Raw genomic sequence first — 18,972 nt, forward strand, 5'->3', positions numbered from 1 at the left:
AGCCGATCCCCTGTAGCTCAACTGGCAGAGCATTCGGCTGTTAACCGGAGGGTTACTGGTTCGAGTCCAGTCGGGGGAGCGAACGAAACCCGCCTGACCTGCTTACGCAGGGCAGGCGGGTTTCTACGTTCTGCCGCTTCTGACGACAGCGGACCCGTCAGCCCTGCATCTCGTAGGCCCCGGAGAGTCCCGCGATCTGACTCCAGACGCGTTCGAATCGGGTGTTGTCGACGATCGGGGTGCGCAACGCGGAGACGGCCCAGTTCTGCTGCGCCTCGGTGGCGCCCCGTTTGCCCATCAGGTCGACCGCCTGACTGGAGAAGTCACGGATGAGTACGTCGAAGGTGGCGTCGACGAGGTCGTCCTCGACCTCGCTCAGCGCGGCTTGCTCCAAGATGAGCTGGCCGTAGACGATCAGCGTGAAGAGTTCCCCGAAGTTGAGCATGAGGTCCATGTCGGTCAACTGGCTCTCATCGGGTGCGGCGGTGCCGAGCAGTTCGACGAATGCCTCGGCCTGCTCGGTGAAGCGGGCCACATTCGGAATGTGCGCACTGTCGACGTAGGGCTTGCGCCAGTCGGTGAACCGCACCTTGCCCAATCCCCGGGTGGGGCCCTGGCGGAACAGGAACTCATCGTCAGCGGCATCGCGACGTACCGGGATCTCCGGCAGATCCTCGGGCAGGAACAGGTAGGCGGGCATGAACTTGCCGATCAACATCAGGTTCACCGCGACCGTGCCTTCGAGTTTGGGTAGCCCCGCGACATCGACCTTGGCGATGGGGAGGAAGTTGTCGGCTTCGAAACCCTTGGCCGCCACGATCTCGCCGAGGAGGCCCATGACCTTCTCCGCCTCCGTGGTCGCCTTCATCTTGGTGACCGGATTGAACAGGAGATAGCGGCGGTCATCCGGGCCGGCGGACCGGAAGTAGTCGACGGCTCGGTCGCAAAAAAGTCGCATGCCGCTCAGGCGGGCGTAGGAGTCGACGAACATCCGTCGGATGTGAGGCATGTCGGTGACCGGCTTGCCGTAGAGGACACGGTGGTGCGCGTGGGTGATCGCCTCGTAGAACGAGTGAGTGGTCAGCCCGATGCCACCGAAGCAGAGGTTGAACTTGCCGATGTTGACCGTGTTCAGCGCGGCGCTGAAGGCGTCCTCGCCGGTGTGCAGCAGGTCCGCGGCGGTGACTGGATAGTCCTCGAGGCGGAACTCCGCGACGTACATCTGGGAGGGCACGACGTTCTTGATGACGTGGTAGGCCGGGTGAGTGGAGTCGGCGTAGAAGAAGACGTACTGGTCGGGGCCTTCCACTCCCTCGATGCGGCCGAAGATCGAAACGGTGGTGGCGCAGTTGCCGTTGCCGATGTAGTACTTGCTGCCCGTGGCTGTGTAGGTGCCATCGGGGTGGGGAGTCAGCACCATGTCGCTGGAGTAGATGTCGGCGCCGTGCTCCTTTTCGGACAGCCCGAAGGCCGCGACACCGCCGGCGTCGAGCGACTGCGCGGCTCGCTCGCGGGCCTCGGGATTCTCGCTCTGCCACACGGGGCCCAGGCCGAGGATCGTGACCTGCCAGGGGTACCAATAGTTCAGGCCGTAGAACCCGAGGATCTCGGACAGGGCCGCGACCCGGGCGGTGTCCCATCGCTTGTCTGGATTGCCCTCCGCGTCTCGTGCAGGAGTGAGGAACGTGGAGAACAGCTTCTCCTTCGCCGCGAACTCGAGGAACTCGGAGTAGAAGACCTTGGCGTGGTAATCGCTGACCAGCCGTGCCAATCCGCGCGTTTCGAACCAGTCGATCGTGGCGTGGAGGAGTCGTTGGGTTTCGGGATCGAAGTGCGAGGCATCGTAGGTGGCGGGATTCAGCAACAGGGATGAGGACAAGGTCAGGCTCCGGTCTGGTCGGGTCGAGGTGCGGGTTTGATGGGGGAGTGCTGCGGCGGGTTGGTTCAGGAACCCCAACCCATCGGGAAGACCTCGAAGGCCGCCGCCATCGGAACACCCAGTCGTTGACCGGCGGCACGGGCACCACCCTCCAGGAACTCGCGGGCGCTGAAGTCCTTCCAGCCGAGTCCGTCGATGTAGGCGCGGTGCGCCTCCAGTGATCGCACGCCGGCGTCGAAGGTTTCGGTCGTGTCGACGGCCTGGTCGGACAGGGGGGAGCCGAAGGCCCACACCTCGCCCACTCCGCCCCAGGGTTCGAGTCCGTCGACGAGTTGATCGGCGAAGATCCATCGGTTCCCGGCATCACGTACGGCGTCCAGGACAGCTCGGCCGACGGCGATGTGGTCGGCCTGGTTGAGGTTGGCCCCACCCCAGGTCTCCCGAAGGTTGCCGGTGATGACGATCTCCGGTCGTAGGCGTCGTACTTCTCGGGCGATGGCAGCCCGCAGGGGCACGCCGTACTCCACGACCCCGTCCTGCCATCCGAGGAAGTCCACGGTGTCGACGCCGACGATCCGGGCCGATTCGATCTGCTCGGCCTCACGGAGCCGGCGACACTCCTCGGGCTCGAGAGCGTCGATGCCAGCCTCCCCGCTGGTGACCATGCAGTAGGTCACCGTCTTCCCCTGTCCGGTCCAGCGGGCGACCGCGGCCGCAGCGCCAAACTCCAGGTCGTCGGGATGGGCGACCACGCACAGGGCGCGCGTCCAGTCCTCGGTCAGCGGTTGGAGCGGGACAGGTTTGGCGGTCGACATGACTTGAGACTGCCACTGGTCGAGCAGAACGCGCCAGCATCGCCCAGAGATCACCCGATTGCCGGTAGCCCAGGTGTAGCGTTGCGTCTGCGATGTTGCCCTCCTGATCTTCCCCCTCGACGAGGACACCCATGTCTGGTTCCGCCGCGCGCCCGAGTCGTCACGGTGCTCGGCGAGCGCCGAAGTCGCAGCGCCAGCCCACCGGTGCCCGCGGTCGCGGCGGCGCACGTCGTGGCGCAGGTGATCGTCGACGACGTACCCGCGGGCTCACCGGCACGTTGGGCATGACCTTCCTGGGTGCGCTGGTGCCCGGCTCGGGCTACCTCTACGCCGGTCGGCGCGCCTTGGGCGCGGTGGTGCTGGTGGGCTGGCTCGGGCTGATCGCGGCGACGCTGTGGTACTTCGGTCGTGATGTCCGCGCCGCCATCGACTTCGCCCTGGACCCGGTGCGACTCAAACTCGCCGCACTGGCGATCTCGGTGGGGTTGGTGATCTGGGCCTTCGTGGTGGTCACCTCCTACCGGCTGGTGCGGCCGCGTCACCGTCCTCGCTGGCACACACTGGTGGGGAACACCATCGTGGCCACGTTGTGCCTCGCGGTTGCAGCCCCCATGGCTTTGGCGGCGAAGTACGCCGTGGTCCAGGCGGACCTGGTCACCACCGTGTTCGACGACAAGGTCAGCGCGACCACACCGGAGAAGGCGACCGAGAAGGACCCCTGGGTGGGCGCGGACCAGGTAAACGTTCTCCTCCTCGGGGGTGATGGGGGAGAGGGCCGGACCGGGGTGCGCACCGACAGCGTGATCCTCCTCAGTCTGGACACCCGAACCGGTGAAGCGGTGACGTTCAGTCTTCCGCGCAACATGCGCTATGCACAGTTTCCCGAGGACAGCCCGTTGCAGGACCTCTATCCCGAGGGCTACGACGGGTACGACGACGACGCGTTCTACATGCTCAACGCCGTCTACGGACAGGTGCCCGCCCTGCACCCCGGGATATTGGGGGAGAGCGATGACGAGGGGGCGGACGCGGTCAAGCAGGCCGTCTCCGGTTCGCTCGGCATCCCGGTCGACTACTACATGCTCGTCAACCTGGCCGGCTTCCGCGAGATCGTGGACGCCATCGGTGGGGTGACGGTGAACATCAATGAACCGGTGGCCATCGAGGGGAACACCGATCTGGGCATCCCGCCGGTGGACTACCTCGACCCGGGGCCGGACCAGGAGTTGGACGGCTACGAAGCGCTGTGGTTCTCCCGTGGCCGCTACGGGTCCGACGACTACGCCCGGATGGAGCGTCAGCGCTGCATGGTCGACGCGATCATCGAGGCCGCCGACCCGGTCACCCTGCTTACGCGCTACCAAGCCCTGGCCAAGGCAGGCAAGGAGATCGTGTCCACCGACATCCCACGCAAGTTGGCCCCCGCCTTCGTCGACCTGGCGCTGCGCGTCAAAGCAGGTGGGGTGAAGTCGGTCGTGTTCCGTAACAACGATCGGTTCTTCTCCGGCGATCCCGACTTCGACTACGTGCGGGCGGTGGTGGAGAAGTCGCTGAACCCGTCGAAGCCCAAGCCCCGGATCCAACAGCGCAGCCCTCGCTTCCTGGAACCCGATGACAGCGCCACTCCGACCGACCCGTACCTCACCGTGACCCCGGAGGAGACCGACGCCGAGGAGATCCAGGCCCCGGACGACGCCGCGGACGTCTGTGCTTACAACCCGACTGATGAAACGATCGCGGCCAGCCAATAGTCTGACCCCGCAAGGGGCGGTAGCTCAGTCGGTTAGAGCAGAGGACTCATAATCCTTGGGTCGTGGGTTCGAGCCCCACCCGCCCCACCCGAGTACGCGCAAGTGGCGTTTTCAGCGCGAAGTAGCCCGACCGAGGGGTCAATCCACAGCAAGAGTGCGCTGCATCACCCTCGGAGTAGTCCGATCGGGCAGGGGCCATGGCCCGTCTGTGGCCGGGCCGAAACCCTTCTCGGGCAAGAGTTGAGCGTCACACGCCGTTTCTTGGACCTGAGACAGCTGGCCCCTCTAGCGTTGCGATCGACGTCGACCCCACCCGAGTCCGCGACGCACCCCCTGAGACCGTAAGGCCTTTTGAATGCTGTGTGCTCCCCGGTCGGTTCGCCGACCCCGGTTCCTTCCTGCCCTGGTGACTACCGCCCTCTTCTCCGCCACGCTCGCCTTCACCGCTCCGGCAGCCAGCGCCGCCGAAGTGCCCGGTGCGCCGGCGCGTCCCGGCGGGGTCGCTCTGACGTGGACGCCGGAGTACATGTCCGACAACCACCACTACTCGCGCGCCGAGGCCCTCGAGTTGGCGCGAGATCACGACCTGGTCGCCGCGATGCCGTTCGCCTTCGCTGAGCACTCCGACGCGATGCGGGTGGCCAACCCGAGAATCGACTTGTTGGCCTACGCGAACGCCACCTTGGCCACGGAGGGGGCGACTGCGGAACTTCCCGAGGCTGCCTTCGCTCACGACACTGAAGGGCGACGCATCAAGGCCCCGGAGTTCGGCACCTACCTCATGGAGTCGTCCACCTGGCGCTGGCGCGTCGAGGCGAATCAGCAGTGCGACGAACGGGCTGCACTGGGTGGCTTCGACGGTTGCCTGGTCGACATGCTGACGCTCGGTGTCTTCTCCCGCGGCTACGTCACCTCGCTCCCCGTCAACCCCTACACAGGTACGACGTACACCGAGGCGCAGTACCGCCAGCAGATGATCTCCCTGGCCGAGCACTACCGCAATCAGAGTCCCGGCCTGATCCACGTCGGCAACAGCGTCGAGAACGACTACCGCTACTGGCGCTCCAAGACCGCCCCGTCGCGGCCCCTCGTCAACAGCCAACCCGCCGCCCAGATGGAGGACTTCCTCCGTGGATCCGGGACCGGTGTCAACACCTTCCCCACACCTGAGGGCTGGGTCCGGAACATCGACGTGATCCGCGACATGGAGAGCCAGAACACCTCGGGGCTTTTCACCACCAAGCTCTGGGTGGGCGCCACCGCAGATCAGATCAAGCAGTGGCAGGCCTACACGATGGCGTCGTTCCTGATGGGCGCCGACGGACGTTCCTACCTCGCGTTCACGAGCTCTCGGAACAAGGCCGGCGTGATGGGAACCGCTCTGCCCTACACCATGCCGAAGAACATCGGGACCCCCAGCGGTCCGATGGCGCAGGAGCCCTCCGGTGTCTGGACCCGCGAGTTCAGCAACGGTCTCTCGGTGGTCAACCCCACCTCCAGCGGGGTGTCGGTGCCACTCGACTCACCCATGCGCACGCTCAACGGCGGCACGGTGTCCACGGTCTGGATGCCCCCCAACAGCGGCCAGATCCTCCTGGACACGACCTCGTCCTCCTCGACGAGCACTCCGGCGAGGGACGACACCACGGCGCCCACCGTCACGCTCGACGACACGAACCAGAACGGCGGCACCATCACCTGGTCCGGGCGGTTGAGCGACGACGTCCGCGCCGCCGCGGTGCGCTTCGCGGTGCGCAACCAGAGCACCAATCAGTGGTTGCAGCCCGACGGCAGTTGGGGTTCGTACACGCAGCTCGCCGCGCAGGTCACCAGTTCCACCGGTGCGAGTACCGACTGGACGGCGAGTCGGACCCTGCCGTCCGGCAGCTACGGCATCAGCGTGATTGGTGTTGACGGGGCGGGGAACCTCAGCGAGTCACGACCCTGGGGGGTCACGAGCGCCGACACGCAGGCACCCACCGTCACGCTCTCGAGCAACACTGTGAACGGCGGCACCGTCAGGTGGGCCGGTCGGTTGAGCGACGACGTCCGTGCCGCCGAGGTGCGCTTCGCCGTGCGCAACCAGAACACCAACCAGTGGCTGCGATCCGACGGCAGCTGGGGCTCCTACCAACAGCTCACCGCGCAGGTCACCAGTTCCACCGATACGGCCACCGACTGGACGGCGAGTCGGAATCTGCCGTCCGGCAGCTATGGCATCAGTGTGATCGGCGTCGACGGGGCAGGGAACCTCAGCGAATCGCGACCGTGGAGGGTCACCAGCGTCACAGGGTGATGAGGCAGGATCCTGCCTCAGCTGGTCTACACCACTCGACGTTGTGGTCGGGAGGGTGAGGCTTTGCCTGCAGTCATCCTCCGCAGGGTGTTGGATGCGGAGATAGGACCGAGCTTCCCGCCCAGGTCCTAGGGGGAGGCAAGATGCTGCGTATCGTCGTGGCTGACAACGACAGCGACGCTCTGGACCTGTTGTTGACCGATCTCCGTCTCGAGGGCCACGAGGTCCATGGCGCACCCGATGCTGCCGGGGCAGCGGCGCTCGTGGAGTCGTTGGCTCCTGATGTCGTGGTGCTCGACTACCGGATGCCGCCGGGGGAGGACGGGCTCAGCCTGGCCGAGCGACTGGTGGTTCAGCACGAGAACCTGCGTGTGGTGATCTACAGCAACTATCAGCAGACCGATCTCAGGGTCCGAGCGGCCGCTGTCGGGGTTCCCTTCCTGGCCAAGGGAAATCTGCGGGTCCTACGTGCGGCAGTGTGCGCCCCTTGAGAAGGCTCCGCGAAGCGGCAGCGCCGCTGGCGCTGACGGTGCTGACTGTTCTGGCCGTCCTCGCCGTACTGCTCGGCGGTCAGCATGTCGCCAACCTCGAGGCCGAGCACCGGGTCACACTTCTGGCTGCCCAAAGCGCAACCGTGGTGTCGGCCGCTATCGAGGAGCAGTTGGACGCGGCGACACGCACCGCCGCCGCACCCCAAAGTCGTTCCTCTCCCGACCGTGAGGTCGCCTCGGTCCCGCCCGCCACCCTGGCCATCGCGAGGGATTCCGGTACGCCGATGCTCGATGAGACCGACGGGGGGCGGATCGTGGCCGCCCGCTACGACGCCTTACCGCCCCCAGGGACCGTGGAGGCTCGACGCGAGAGCCTGCGGGGGTACGTCGTCACCCCGCTCCGCCTGGCCGATGTCCTTGCCGACCTGGCCCCCACTGACTCCGTTGTCGCGGTCGACGGGCCCCGCCAGCGCGTCGCAGTGAGCGCACCTTCCGGCTCGGGAGCTACGGTCAGCGACGCGGCGGCCATTTCTTCGGGTGACGGATCGACCTGGTCAGTGGTGGTGAGGGCCCCGGCGGGACGACTCTCGACGATGGTCTGGGGACTGGCCCTGATCATCCTTCTGGGCGGCGGCGGCGTAGCGACTGCGATCGGTCTGCGGCAACGAGCAGTGCGAACTCGTGAGGACGAGCTGAGAGGACTGCAGCAAACCCACGCGACGGTGGCGAGGATCGCCGTCCTCGCGCAGCAGACCCGTGACCTGGGTGACCTCCTGCCGTCGATGACGACCGAATTGGCCTCGAGTCTCGGACTTCGCGGGCTATCGATCACCACCGTGCTCCCGAGCGGGGACCGCCCGCTGTTCGGCTGGGGTGCGCCTCCATCGGGCGGTCGGTCGGCCGTCGGTCTCGAGTCCGTCGCGGAGGGTGAAACGGTGTGGCTGCGACTCGCCCGTGGGGGACGGACTGCCGCGCGACTCAGGGTGGTCGCTGGACGACACCTCGATCACTACGACGTCGACACGCTGGTCGGTGTCGCCGACCTGCTGGCCTCGTCCTTGACCAACGCCGACGCCTTCGCCGAGCAGCAGAACCTCGTCGAGCGGATGCGGGCGGTCGACGAGTTGAAGTCCGTGTTCCTGGGGACGGCCTCACACGAGCTACGGACCCCGGTGGTGGCCATCGCTGGCTATTCCAGCCTCCTGAACGAGAAGTGGGGCGAGCTCGGATCGGAGCAGGCGCACGGCATCGTGGGGCGCATCGACCGCAATGCGCAGCAACTGAGTCAGATGGTCGAGGACCTCCTCGACTTCTCTCGGCTGGAGCGAAGCAATCCTGTCGCCGACACTCTGACGCTTCTAGACCTGGGTCAGGTCGTCGATCAGATCCTGAACACCCACGCCGATCTGCTGGAGAGTCACCCGGTCACTTCGCGTCTCGAGAACGAGGTGCTGGTCTCTGGGTCGCATGAGGCCTTGGAACGGGTCGTCACCAACCTGGTCGGTAACGCCGCCAAGTACACCCCACCCGGCACCCCCATCAGAGTTCTCGTACGCGAGCACCACGGGGTTGCCGAGCTCGCGGTTGAAGATGATGGGTCGGGCGTGCCGGCCTCCGACCGGGATCGGATCTTCAGCCGGTTCTACCGTGGCGTGGGTGACGCGGTCACCCGGACCCGGGGTACGGGTCTCGGGTTGGCCATCGTCACCGAGTTCGCCGCTTCGATGGGCGGCGCCATCCAGCTGCAGGACGCTGAGAGCGGCGGTGCGCGTTTCGTCGTGACATTCCCGCTCGAGTCCAGGCACACCCCACCCGCGCCGGCGACGCTCGCTCCTGAGCGCGACGCTGATGCAGCCCCTTCAGGAGATAGCTCGTGACGACCCGTGACCGCATCGTTCCCGCTCTAGCCTTCGCTGCCGTTGCTGCCGTGGCCGCGATCGTCGTGACCTTGCTCAGCATTGCCACCAATGACGGCTCCCAAGCGCTCAAGGACGCCAAGGAAGCCCAGGTGCGCTCGACGGCGAACAGTTTCAACGCCCGACTCGAGTCCACCTTCGCCGCCGTAGCCGGTCTGGGTGCTCAACCGTGGGAGCTCGAGCCCGACAGTGCGGCGGACCAAGCGGGTCTCGACGCCTACAAACTCGACACCGAGGCGGTCTCGGGCTACTTCCTGGTCGACGACGACGACACCATCACGACCGGAGTCCTGCTCCGGCCCGACGAACTAGGCTCGACCTATGCCCCGCCCGAGTGGGCCGGGGTCAAGGAGACTTTGGCGAGTGTTCCTGCGGTCGTGCTGCCGGTGCAGCAGTCGGGGATCACCACCGAACTACCGTCGTACGCCTTCGTGGTGGCCATTCGTGGTGAGGACCCGACCAGCGTGCGCGGCATGTTCGTCTTCGAGCAGGCGCTGACGTCCGACTCGACCTTCAACCTCGAGATCCAGGCCCTCGCCGAGGATGACGCAGGGACGGCTGCGTGGCGTTTCGTCGACAGCAACGGTCTCGTACTGGCCACCACCCTGCCCACGGGTCTGGGGGAGCCCTCCTCTGACCGCGGGGTCGAGGATGTGGTCGACGGCCTGCGGGTCGTCGACGGCGACCTGATCATCAGCGCCGCGGTGCCGGTCGTGGGGTGGCGGGTCGTGTTCACGCAGGACGAGGCGGAGTTCGTCGAACCGCTGGCGGGGCCCCTGCAGACCGCAGGACTGATTTTGGTGCTGCTGCTCCTCGCCATCGGTCTGGGGCTGACCGTGGTCCTGGCCAAGAGGCTGCGACGAGCCCGGGAGGAAGAGACGCGGTTGCGTGCCCTACACAGGGCCCAGGAGGAGTTCATCTCCGTCGTCTCCCACGAGTTGCGCACCCCGGTATCCGGAGTCCTCGGATTCCTCCAGACGACCTTGGACCACTGGGAGTCGATGCGTGACGAAGACCGCCACGACGCCGTACGCCGGGCCTACGCGAATGCGCGACGACTCCAGGCGACGGCCCGCGACGTCCTGGACACCGAGAGCATCGAGGCCGGGGAGTTCGGCTACGTCAAGCAACACATCGACCTCGTGGAGGAGGTGCGCACCTGCGTCGACTCGTTCGCCTCGGGCGGCACCGAGATGACTCTCAGGCTGCCCGAAGCCCCCCTCATGATCGACGGGGACCCCGACCGCATTCAGCAGGTCCTGTCCAACCTCCTCGAGAACGCGCTCAAGTTCGCGACCACCGATGCTCCGGTCGAGGTGACCGTCGAAGCCACCGATGAGTTCGTGCGCGTGTCGGTGACCGATCAGGGGGTCGGCATCGAGCCCGACCAGATCGAACGAATCTTTGACAAGTTCGTTCGCACCCGAGAGGGGACGGTGACCGGAACGGGCCTGGGGCTCTACATCGCCCGACGCATCGTCGATGCCCACGGCGGCACCATCTATGCCCGAAGCGTGATCGGGGATGCCACGACCTTCGTCGTCGAACTCCCCAGGGTGGCAACGGCACAGGGTGGAAACGGTGCGGGGCTAGAGTAAAGGAACAGACGAATTCACACCACAACTTGAGCGAGGGCCCCACCCCATGTCGACAACGGTTGTAGAAGCTGTGGCTCCACTGGTCCTGGTGGTGGACGACGAGCCGGACATGCGCGAACTGGCCCGCATGATCCTCGAGCTCGACGGTCTGGAAGTGGTCGAGGCTGCCAACGGCACCGAGGCCTTGGAGCAGTACTTCGCCCTTGCTCCGCCGCCCGTTCCGGCCGTGGTCATCCTCGACAACCGGATGCCAGGACTGACGGGTCTTCAGGTGGCCGAATCGATGCTGGCTCACCACCCCGATCAGGCGATCATCGTCTTCTCCGCCTACCTCGACCGGGAACTCGAGGCAGCCGCCCGTGCCCTCGGCGTCGCAGAGTGCATCTCCAAGACCGAAGCCCGCCACCTTCCCGACCTGGTACGGCGGTTGCTCCGGCCCTAGCAGGACTGCCGGTTCCGGCTACTCGCCCCGGCCAGTCTCGCCCTGAAGTCGTTCGCACGTGTGTTCGTCATGTGGGCGGGGTGCCCGTCGACCACGAACTCAACTGGCGGTCGAACGCGGGTCGTTCACTGCGAGGGTTCGGGCACCGTGCAGTCGACCTTGGGGTTCACCCCGACGTAGTTCAAGACGCCCGCGGCCACCGTCAACGCGGTGTCGCTCGCCGTCTTGCAGTTGACCTCTCGGTCGCTGCCGAAGTATCCGCGCTGGTAGGCGGCGAAGGCGCCGATGATCAACCAGACGACGATGGCGGTGCTCAAGATGCTTCTCATGAAGGTGGCCTTTCAGTAGACGCGGTGGACGCGGAGTAGGTCGCTTGGTAGGTGCCCAGCAACTCGCAACCGTGGGCAACGCTGCGGCCCAGGCGCTCCAGGATTGTCGCGTACTGGTGGGCGTCGGCATCCACGGCCCTCAACTCGAGGTCCCGAGCGTCGTCGGATGCTTCGAGCACACCCAGGTTGGAGGCCGAGCCACTGAGCTTGTGGGCAAGCGCTCTCACCTGGGTGTCGTCGTCGCTCGCGATCGCTTCCTCCAACGAGGTGAGAACCGTCTGCGATCTGGCGCTGAAGTTGCCGATGGCCCGGTCGAGGTACGTCGTATCGCCCGGATCCAGATCGCGCAGCATGTCGAGTCGCTGGGTATCGAGGCCGTCGATGGGTGGGGTCGGATTGATCGTCGGCTCCTCGAGATCGTTGTCGCCTGACTCGGTACTGCCTGACTCGTTAGGGGCAGAGCCGTTGTCGGTGCGGTCGGACAGCCACTCCGCCAGGGTCGCGGCCAAACTCTTGGGATCCATCGGTTTGGTCAGGTAGGCATCCATCCCCGCCGTCAGGCAGCGATCCCGTTCTCCCTCGACCGCGGCGGCGGTCATCGCGATGATCGGCAGACGGTGATGTCCGGCGTCGCGGATGGCCCGGGTGGCGGCGTACCCGTCCAGCACCGGCATCTGCACGTCCATCAGGACGGCATGAACATCTCCGCGTTCGACCCGTGCCACGGCTTGGGCACCGTCCCCCACGGCTTCACCGTCGTAGCCGAGCGACTGGAGGACTCCTAACGCCACCATCTGGTTCACTTCGTTGTCCTCGACGACCAGGATGCGCCGATGTTTCGGCTGGCCGGCCTCAGCAGCGGCAGTGGGGATCTTCGCAGTGGCCCCGTGACGCCGCATCAACACAGACCGAAGGATGTCGACGGGGACGGGTTTGGTCAGGCATTCGTCGAATCCGGCACTCTCCACCGCCGACCGGTCCACGCCGGTGATGGAGGTCAGCATGATCAGCGCTGGCGCCGTCTGCTCGAGCCCGACGATGTCGTGCGCGAGTTGCAGCCCGTCACGGCCCGGCATGGCGTAGTCCATGAGGACCACATCGAAAGGCTCGTTGTGTCCGTGAGCGGACTGGATCTCGGCAAGGGCATGCTCGGCCGAGGAGGCGTCGCGGGCAGACATGTTCCAGTGCGAGACCTGTTCCATCAAGATGAGTCGGTTGGTGTCGTTGTCGTCCACCACCAGGACCCGGGTGCCGGACAGGATCGATCGAGCCTCCGCATCCCGCCCCTCTGCGGCCTGCGCGCTGGCTTCGGCGAACAGGGCGGTGAATCGGAAGACGCTTCCTCCCGCTGTCCTGGGGAAGTAGCTCAACTCGCCACCCAGTGCTTGGACGAGTTGCTGGGAGATGGCGAGTCCGAGCCCGGTTCCGCCGTACATGCGGGTGGTCGAACTGTCGGCCTGAGTAAACGGCTCGAGCAACGTGGCGACCGACTGAGGATCGATGCCGATCCCCGTGTCGGACACCTCGATGGACACCCGGACCCCGTCCTGATCGCGGGACTCGAGGACGGCCCGCACCGCGACCTCGCCCGAGGGTGTGAACTTCACGGCGTTGGAGACCAGATTGGTCAGCACCTGAGCCAGTCGGGTCGGGTCGCCGGTGACCATCTCGGGTACGTCGGGATGGCAGGACATGATGAGCTCCAGGCCTTTGGACCGGGCGCTCTCGCCGAGGACATCGCCCACCTGTTCGAAAACGGTCCGAAGGTCGAAGTCCAAGGACTCGAGATCGATCATCCCGGCCTCGATCTTGGAGAAGTCCAGGACGTCGTTGAGCACCGCGAGCAGAGCTCGGCCAGCGACCTGGACGCCCGAGGCCAGACGTCGCTGGGACTCGTCGAGATCGCTGCGCATCAACAGGTCGTTCAGGCCGATGACTCCGTTCAGGGGAGTCCGGATCTCGTGGCTCATGGTGGCCAGAAACTCTGACTTCTGTCGTGAGGCATCCATCGCCGCGTCACGGGCCGCACTCAGCGTTCGCGCGGACTGTTCACGCTCGATGACGCGAGCGATCTGCACAGCGCTGGACTCCACGCTTTCCTGAATCATCGCGTGGCGGAGGATCGGTGGGGCCGAGGCGATCAGGAGCACCGCCGCAATCAGCTCGTCGACCACTACGGGCGCTGCCAGGACCAGGCCGTCCGGGGACCAGACGACTCCGTTCTCGGCGATGGACCGCACCGCCAGAGCGAGGTCTGCCTCAGCTGTAGCGGGGAACTCGAGATCCGCGGCCGCATCGTCGGGGTGAACCACATTCGGCACCAACTGATCTTCCGCGACCCGATAGAACCGGGCGCGGGTCCAGTCGTCGTGGGAGAGCAGTAGCCCCCGCAGGAAGGGAAGTACCTCATCCAGGGTGCTGGCCCGGTTGGCGCTGCTGGCCACGGCCCGGAGCAGTTCGTTCTGAGCGACCTGATCCTCGAGGGCCGACTCAGCCAGCATCAGTTCGGTGACGTCCTGATGCGTACCGGAGACGTGCAAGGCCTGGCCGGCGTCATCGCGCTGGATCACGCCGCGGGCACGGATCCACAGCCAGTCCAGAGTCGGGTCGACCCGAAAACGCGCCACGAAGGAGAACGAGTCCTCCCCGCCACCGATGGGCGTCATCGACTCGACCATCTCCGCCAGATCGTCGGGATGGGCCATCTGGAACAACGAGTCGACGTCGCGGGGGAACTCTTCGACCGACACGCCGTACAGCTCGGCCAATGCCTGGGTGCCGATCAGTTCGTTGGTCAGGAGATCCCACTCCCAGCCACCGACGCGGGCTATCCGCTGGGTCTCCTCCAGCCTTCGTCGGCTCTCGACCAACTGGTCGTGGGTCGCCCGACGTGCGTGGTACTCGGTGATGCGATGCACCACCCCGATCAGTTCACCCGATTCGTTGAGCCAGGGGCTCTCTTTGACCAGAACCCAGAGCGTGTCGCCGTTCTTGCGGACGAAGAGGCATTCCACGTCATGGTGGATGAGCACACCGGCCCGTAGATCGACCAGGTGGGCGGCGAAGGCGATCCGGCCTTCCGCGTCCAGGGTGTCGAAGACGGTCAGGTCGACCAGCGCGTCCTCTTCGACGCCGTACAGGTGAGCGAGTCGGGAGTTCGCATAGATCGTGTCGCCCTGCAGATCGATGACCCAGAAGACGTCGGGGGAGGTCTCCACGATCGCCTTGAAGAAGCCCTCCGAGTCCGCCGTCATGACTCGCCGTCGATGAGGTACTTCCCGTCCCGGAAGACCAGCTGCAGACTGACCTCGTCCGAACGACGGCCCTGGCCCGCTCGGTTGTACTGGTAGACGTACGTCACCGTTTGCGCGTCGGCGTCGGCCGAGATGCTGGTGATTTCGGGGTTCTTGACCGAACTCCAGAAGCCGACGTAGTTCGGGCTCGCGGATTGGAAAGAGGAGGTGAGCATGGTGAACCCCTCGTCGGGGTTGCTGCTCGCGGTCTCGAGGTAGTCACTGATGAACTGCTTCATTCCAGCCTCGGTCGGTTCCGGGGACGGCGACTCGCTCGCCTCGGCTGGCTCGGTGGGCGCGCCTGTGTCCTCGGTCTGCGAGGTAGGGGTCGCACTCACGTCGTTCGCGGCCGGGTCGTCCTGGGTGATGAGCAGTCCGACCATCACCACCAGTGCCACGACAGCCGCCACGACCAGCAGCGGGACGATGCCGACGGCGCTCCGTTTCGGCGGTGGTCGGTGCCGGGTGACGGCCGGGGGGTAGGCCCGCGACGCCGTCGGTTCGGGCGCTGGGACGGCGGGTTGCGTGGAGGTCGTCTCCGCAGGAGAAACGGACGCCGGTGAGTAGTTCGGCGCCTGCGCCAGGAACTCGACGATGTCGTCCATCTTCCAACGACGTGCGGGGTCGTGGACCATGGTCGACTCGATCATCGGGGTCAGCCAATCGGCACCCTCCGGCCGCGGTGGCGGTTCGTGCACGATGCGGTAGAGCGCCCCCATGAGGTTGTCACCCACGGCGTAGGGAGGTCGTCCCGTCAAGGCGTGGAAGGCGGTGGCGCCCAACGACCACACATCGCTCGCCGAGGTGGCCGGACCTCCGGAGGCCACCTCCGGTGCGAGATACGCGGGGGAGCCGGTCACGAGTCCGGTCTGAGTCAGATGCGAGTCAGCTTCCGTGCGGGCGATGCCGAAGTCCGAGATCTTGACCGAACCGTCGTCGCCGACCAGGACATTGGAGGGTTTGACGTCTCGGTGGACGATCCCGGCCCCGTGGGCGGCGGTGAGGGCTTCGGCCACCTGCCCGAGCACCGCAGCGGTGTCGGCGGTCGACAGCTGGCCGTTCCGACGGATCACCTCAGCCAGGGTCGCTCCGGCGACGTACTCCATGACCAGCCAGACCACCTCGCCTTCGGTGACCAGATCGAAGACGGAGACCACATTGGGGTGGTTCAGATGCGCAGCGATGCGCGCCTCTCGTTCGGCGCGTTCGAGTTCGGCCGATCCGGCGCTCAGAGCCGCTCCCAGACGCTTGACCGCGACGGACCGTCCCAACACTTCGTCGCGTCCCAACCACACCGCGCCCATGCCGCCGCGTCCGATTTCTCGGTCGAGTGAGTACCTACCTCCGATCACCTGCCCACCTTAAGGGGCCGATGCACAACGCATGCCCCAATGGTCCAGGCCGCTCGGTCGGCGTACCCCTGCGATGGTGCGAGGCAGGATGCGGCACTCTGGAGGTTCCGAAACGACCGGCCCTCGGCGGCAGGAAAGGTTCCTCTGTGTCTGTTGACCCCCAGCTCCTGGACGATCTCGAGTGGCGTGGCCTCATCGCCCACTCGACGGATCCGGCGTCGTTGCGCGAGGCACTGTCCACCGGTGTGGTGAGGTTCTACGTCGGCTTCGACCCCACGGCACCCAGCCTGCACATGGGAAACCTCCTGCAGATCCTGACCGCCCGCCGTCTGCAGCTGGCCGGCCACGCGCCCTTCGCCCTGGTGGGGGGAGCCACCGGAATGATCGGTGACCCGCGCGATTCCGGGGAACGCACATTGAACTCCGGCGACACCGTGGCCGACTGGGTTCAGCGGGTCCGGGCGCAGATCGAACCCTTCTTGTTCTTCGAGGGCGAGAACGCCGCGACCATGGTCAACAACCTGGACTGGACCGCCGGGCTGTCGACCATCGATTTCCTGCGCGACATCGGCAAGCACTTCCCCGTCAACCGGATGCTGGCCCGAGATACGGTCAAACGTCGCCTCGACGCCGGCGGGATCAGCTACACCGAGTTCAGCTACGTCCTGTTGCAGTCGATGGACTTCCTCAGTCTCTACCGCCAGCACGGGGTCTCACTCCAGTTCGGTGGGTCGGACCAGTGGGGAAATATCACCGGAGGATGCGAGTTGATCCGCCGTGCGGAGGGTGGAACCGCCCACGCTTTCGCCACGCCGCTGGTCACCAAGGCCGACGGAACGAAATACGGCAAGACCGAGGGCGGTGCACTCTGGCTGGATCCGGAAATGATGTCGCCCTACGCGTTCTTCCAGTTCTGGCTCAATGTGGAGGACGAGAAGGTCGGCGAACTCCTACGACTCTTCACCTTCCTAACTCGCCCGGAGATCGAGGCGCTGGAGGCGGAGCACGCGGAGAAGCCGTTTCTTCGCTCGGGACAGAAGGCCCTCGCCGAGGAGGTCACCACGCTCGTGCACGGAGCGGAGGAGACCGCCCAGGCGCAAGCGGCGGCGGCCGCGTTGTTCGGCGGCGGGAACCTCGAGGACCTGGCCCCCTCCACGCTGGTGGCGGCGCTCCGTGAGGCCGGCGCGGTCGCTGTCGACATCTCTGAGGGGGTGCCCACCGTGACCGACCTCCTGGTGACCAGCGCGCTGGTGGCGAGCAAGGGTGAGGCCCGCAGAGCCATCAAGGAAGGCGGCGCCTACCTCAACAACCAACGCATCGAGGACCCCGAGATGATCCCGGGTGAGGATGACGTCCTGGCCGGGTCCTGGCTGCTCCTGCGACGAGGCAAGAAGCGGTTCGCGGGGATCGAGCTCGTCCGGTGACGCAGGAGGCCGCCTGGTTGTCGGACCTCGAGCAGTGGGCGGCCGACCACGTGGACCCCGCACTCCTCGACTACATCGTCAGTGGAGCCCGCGAGGGCCGTACCGCGGCCCGCGCGATCGACAGTTGGGCGGAGGTGGATCTCTACCCTCGCGTCCTACGCGATGTCTCCGTCATCGACGTTTCCACCAGCCCGCTGGGTCGCTTCTCGCAGGGACCCTGGGGGATCGCCCCCACGACCCTCCAGCGGGTCGTCCACCCCGATGGTGAGCTGGGTATGGCGCGAGCCGTCGCAGGCACGGGCACGGTCTACGCGGTCTCGAGTAACGCGGGGACGAGATTCGCGGACATCGGTGCGACCGGATGCCGATGGTGGCTGCAGCTGTACCTGCCGCAGGACCGAGAATTGGCAAGGCCACTCCTGGACAGGGCGGTGCGAGCCGGCGCCGAGGCAGTGGTCCTGACGCTCGACACCCCCGTGGTCGGGACCAAGTACCCGCACCACGCGACCGACTCGATCTGGTCACGGGTCGACCCGTCGCTGGTTCGCGTGAACTTCGACCCCGGCTACGAGGATCAGGCAGGAAGTGCCAAGTCCGATCGCGTGAGCCCCGTCGACCTCGCCTGGGTGCGGGATGTCTCGGGGCTCCCCGTGGTCGCCAAAGGAGTGGTGCGAGCCGATGATGCGCTGCGCTGCGTACAGGCCGGCGCCTCCGCCGTCTGGGTCTCCAACCACGGCGGCCGCCAACTGGACCGAACGGTCTCGACTGCGCGCGCGCTGACGCCCGTCGTGGCGGCTCTGGACGGCGCCGCTCAGGTGTACGTCGACGGGGGAGTGCGCGGGGGGTTGGACGTGGTCGCGGGGATCGCCTTAGGCGCCGACCTGGTGTTCCTGGGACGAACGCCGCTGCTCGCCCTGGCGCAGGGGCAGGCTGGAGTGACGCGGATGGGGCGCGAACTCGATCTGCAGGTCGAGGAAACCCTGCGTCTGCTGGGTTGCGAGGACATCGCTGCGTCACGGGGATGCGCCTTCTGGCCGGTCGAGCACCAGGGCTAGACGGAGCTACAAGCCTCTGACCTGCACAAACGCTGATGTGGCCCGCGTCACGGTCGTTCGATTTGGCAAGACCCCTCAAAACATCTAATGTTCACCACGTCGCCAGGGAGCGGCGGGGAACAAGACCTACTGGGTCGGGTTCCCGGCCCCATAGCGATCACCTCTGCAAAGCCCCGATGAAAGCCGCGCCGCAAGCGTGTGCAAGGATCAGGGCGAAGCGGAAACAGGCCCCGCGGGGATTCGAGAGAGTCTAGCGTGTGCGTCTGATACTTGAGAACTCAACAGTGTGTCATATAGTCGACGAATTAGTTTGTTATGCCCAGTTTGTTTT

At 66.2% G+C, this 18,972-nt stretch carries 13 protein-coding genes and 2 tRNA genes; 10 read left to right on the top strand and 5 right to left on the bottom strand.

Going from position 1 to position 18,972, the window contains the following annotated elements; genetic code table 11:
• Positions 1-6 precede the first annotated feature (6 nt).
• A tRNA-Asn gene (locus ACYVLV_RS10540) sits at positions 7-79 on the top strand.
• 78 nt (positions 80-157) lie between these two features.
• Here ACYVLV_RS10540 and ACYVLV_RS10545 read toward each other — a convergent pair.
• Together ACYVLV_RS10545 and ACYVLV_RS10550 are read right to left on the bottom strand one after the other, a co-directional pair.
• Entirely contained in the window at positions 158-1,879 is a 1,722-nt protein-coding gene (locus ACYVLV_RS10545) for an acyl-CoA dehydrogenase family protein (protein WP_460809773.1), read from the bottom strand.
• A 65-nt stretch (positions 1,880-1,944) separates the two neighbouring features.
• Positions 1,945-2,694: a PIG-L deacetylase family protein gene (locus tag ACYVLV_RS10550; protein ID WP_460809774.1), complete on the bottom strand. Its 750-nt coding sequence runs from the start codon at positions 2,692-2,694 to the stop codon at positions 1,945-1,947.
• Between the two features lie 131 nt (positions 2,695-2,825).
• Between ACYVLV_RS10550 and ACYVLV_RS10555 the strand changes: the two genes are divergently transcribed.
• From ACYVLV_RS10555 to ACYVLV_RS10585, 7 genes are all read left to right on the top strand, one after another.
• Entirely contained in the window at positions 2,826-4,445 is a 1,620-nt protein-coding gene (locus ACYVLV_RS10555; protein WP_460809775.1) for an LCP family protein, read from the top strand.
• 13 nt (positions 4,446-4,458) lie between these two features.
• Positions 4,459-4,532: transfer RNA gene (locus ACYVLV_RS10560), tRNA-Ile, on the top strand.
• Positions 4,533-4,851: 319 nt separating this feature from the next.
• Complete coding sequence (locus ACYVLV_RS10565) at positions 4,852-6,741, top strand: putative glycoside hydrolase (protein WP_460809776.1); 1,890 nt, start codon at positions 4,852-4,854, stop codon at positions 6,739-6,741.
• Between the two features lie 143 nt (positions 6,742-6,884).
• Positions 6,885-7,232: a response regulator gene (locus tag ACYVLV_RS10570; protein WP_460809777.1), complete on the top strand. Its 348-nt coding sequence runs from the start codon at positions 6,885-6,887 to the stop codon at positions 7,230-7,232.
• Positions 7,229-9,109, top strand: a complete 1,881-nt coding sequence (locus tag ACYVLV_RS10575; RefSeq protein WP_460809778.1) for an ATP-binding protein — start codon at positions 7,229-7,231, stop codon at positions 9,107-9,109. Before ACYVLV_RS10570 ends, ACYVLV_RS10575 begins: the two co-directional genes overlap by 4 nt.
• Positions 9,106-10,746 (top strand): sensor histidine kinase, encoded by a 1,641-nt coding sequence (locus tag ACYVLV_RS10580; protein WP_460809780.1) that lies wholly within the window; start codon positions 9,106-9,108, stop codon positions 10,744-10,746. Before ACYVLV_RS10575 ends, ACYVLV_RS10580 begins: the two co-directional genes overlap by 4 nt.
• Before the next feature lie 46 nt (positions 10,747-10,792).
• The gene (locus ACYVLV_RS10585; RefSeq protein WP_460809782.1) at positions 10,793-11,188 is read left to right on the top strand and encodes a response regulator transcription factor; all 396 of its coding nucleotides are present in this window, start codon (positions 10,793-10,795) and stop codon (positions 11,186-11,188) included.
• A gap of 125 nt (positions 11,189-11,313) precedes the next feature.
• Here the strand turns inward: ACYVLV_RS10585 and ACYVLV_RS10590 are convergent, their stop codons facing one another.
• The 3 genes from ACYVLV_RS10590 to ACYVLV_RS10600 are packed head-to-tail and all read right to left on the bottom strand — an operon-like array spanning position 11,314 to position 16,162.
• The gene (locus ACYVLV_RS10590; RefSeq protein WP_460809784.1) at positions 11,314-11,517 is read right to left on the bottom strand and encodes a hypothetical protein; all 204 of its coding nucleotides are present in this window, start codon (positions 11,515-11,517) and stop codon (positions 11,314-11,316) included.
• Complete coding sequence (locus tag ACYVLV_RS10595; RefSeq protein ID WP_460809786.1) at positions 11,514-14,771, bottom strand: response regulator; 3,258 nt, start codon at positions 14,769-14,771, stop codon at positions 11,514-11,516. The genes ACYVLV_RS10590 and ACYVLV_RS10595 overlap by 4 nt, the downstream gene beginning before the upstream one ends.
• The gene (locus ACYVLV_RS10600) at positions 14,768-16,162 is read right to left on the bottom strand and encodes a serine/threonine-protein kinase (protein WP_460809788.1); all 1,395 of its coding nucleotides are present in this window, start codon (positions 16,160-16,162) and stop codon (positions 14,768-14,770) included. The genes ACYVLV_RS10595 and ACYVLV_RS10600 overlap by 4 nt, the downstream gene beginning before the upstream one ends.
• A gap of 146 nt (positions 16,163-16,308) precedes the next feature.
• Here ACYVLV_RS10600 and tyrS point away from each other — a divergent pair, with 146 nt between their 5' ends.
• On the top strand, positions 16,309-17,586 hold the full coding sequence (tyrS, locus tag ACYVLV_RS10605) for a tyrosine--tRNA ligase (RefSeq protein WP_460809790.1): 1,278 nt from the start codon (positions 16,309-16,311) through the stop codon (positions 17,584-17,586).
• Positions 17,583-18,641, top strand: a complete 1,059-nt coding sequence (locus ACYVLV_RS10610; RefSeq protein WP_460809793.1) for an alpha-hydroxy-acid oxidizing protein — start codon at positions 17,583-17,585, stop codon at positions 18,639-18,641. Before tyrS ends, ACYVLV_RS10610 begins: the two co-directional genes overlap by 4 nt.
• Positions 18,642-18,972 lie beyond the last annotated feature (331 nt).

The sequence above is a fragment of the Nocardioides salsibiostraticola genome (genome assembly GCF_054783655.1).

What these genes read in the sequence shown, in the direction of transcription:
- ACYVLV_RS10550 (WP_460809774.1), bottom strand. Translation starts at nt 2,694, where the DNA reads ATGTCGACCGCCAAACCTGTCCCGCTCCAACCGCTGACCGAGGACTGG.
- ACYVLV_RS10585 (WP_460809782.1), top strand. Translation starts at nt 10,793, where the DNA reads ATGTCGACAACGGTTGTAGAAGCTGTGGCTCCACTGGTCCTGGTGGTG.
- ACYVLV_RS10590 (WP_460809784.1), bottom strand. Translation starts at nt 11,517, where the DNA reads ATGAGAAGCATCTTGAGCACCGCCATCGTCGTCTGGTTGATCATCGGC.
- ACYVLV_RS10555 (WP_460809775.1), top strand. Translation starts at nt 2,826, where the DNA reads ATGTCTGGTTCCGCCGCGCGCCCGAGTCGTCACGGTGCTCGGCGAGCG.
- ACYVLV_RS10595 (WP_460809786.1), bottom strand. Translation starts at nt 14,771, where the DNA reads ATGACGGCGGACTCGGAGGGCTTCTTCAAGGCGATCGTGGAGACCTCC.
- ACYVLV_RS10570 (WP_460809777.1), top strand. Translation starts at nt 6,885, where the DNA reads ATGCTGCGTATCGTCGTGGCTGACAACGACAGCGACGCTCTGGACCTG.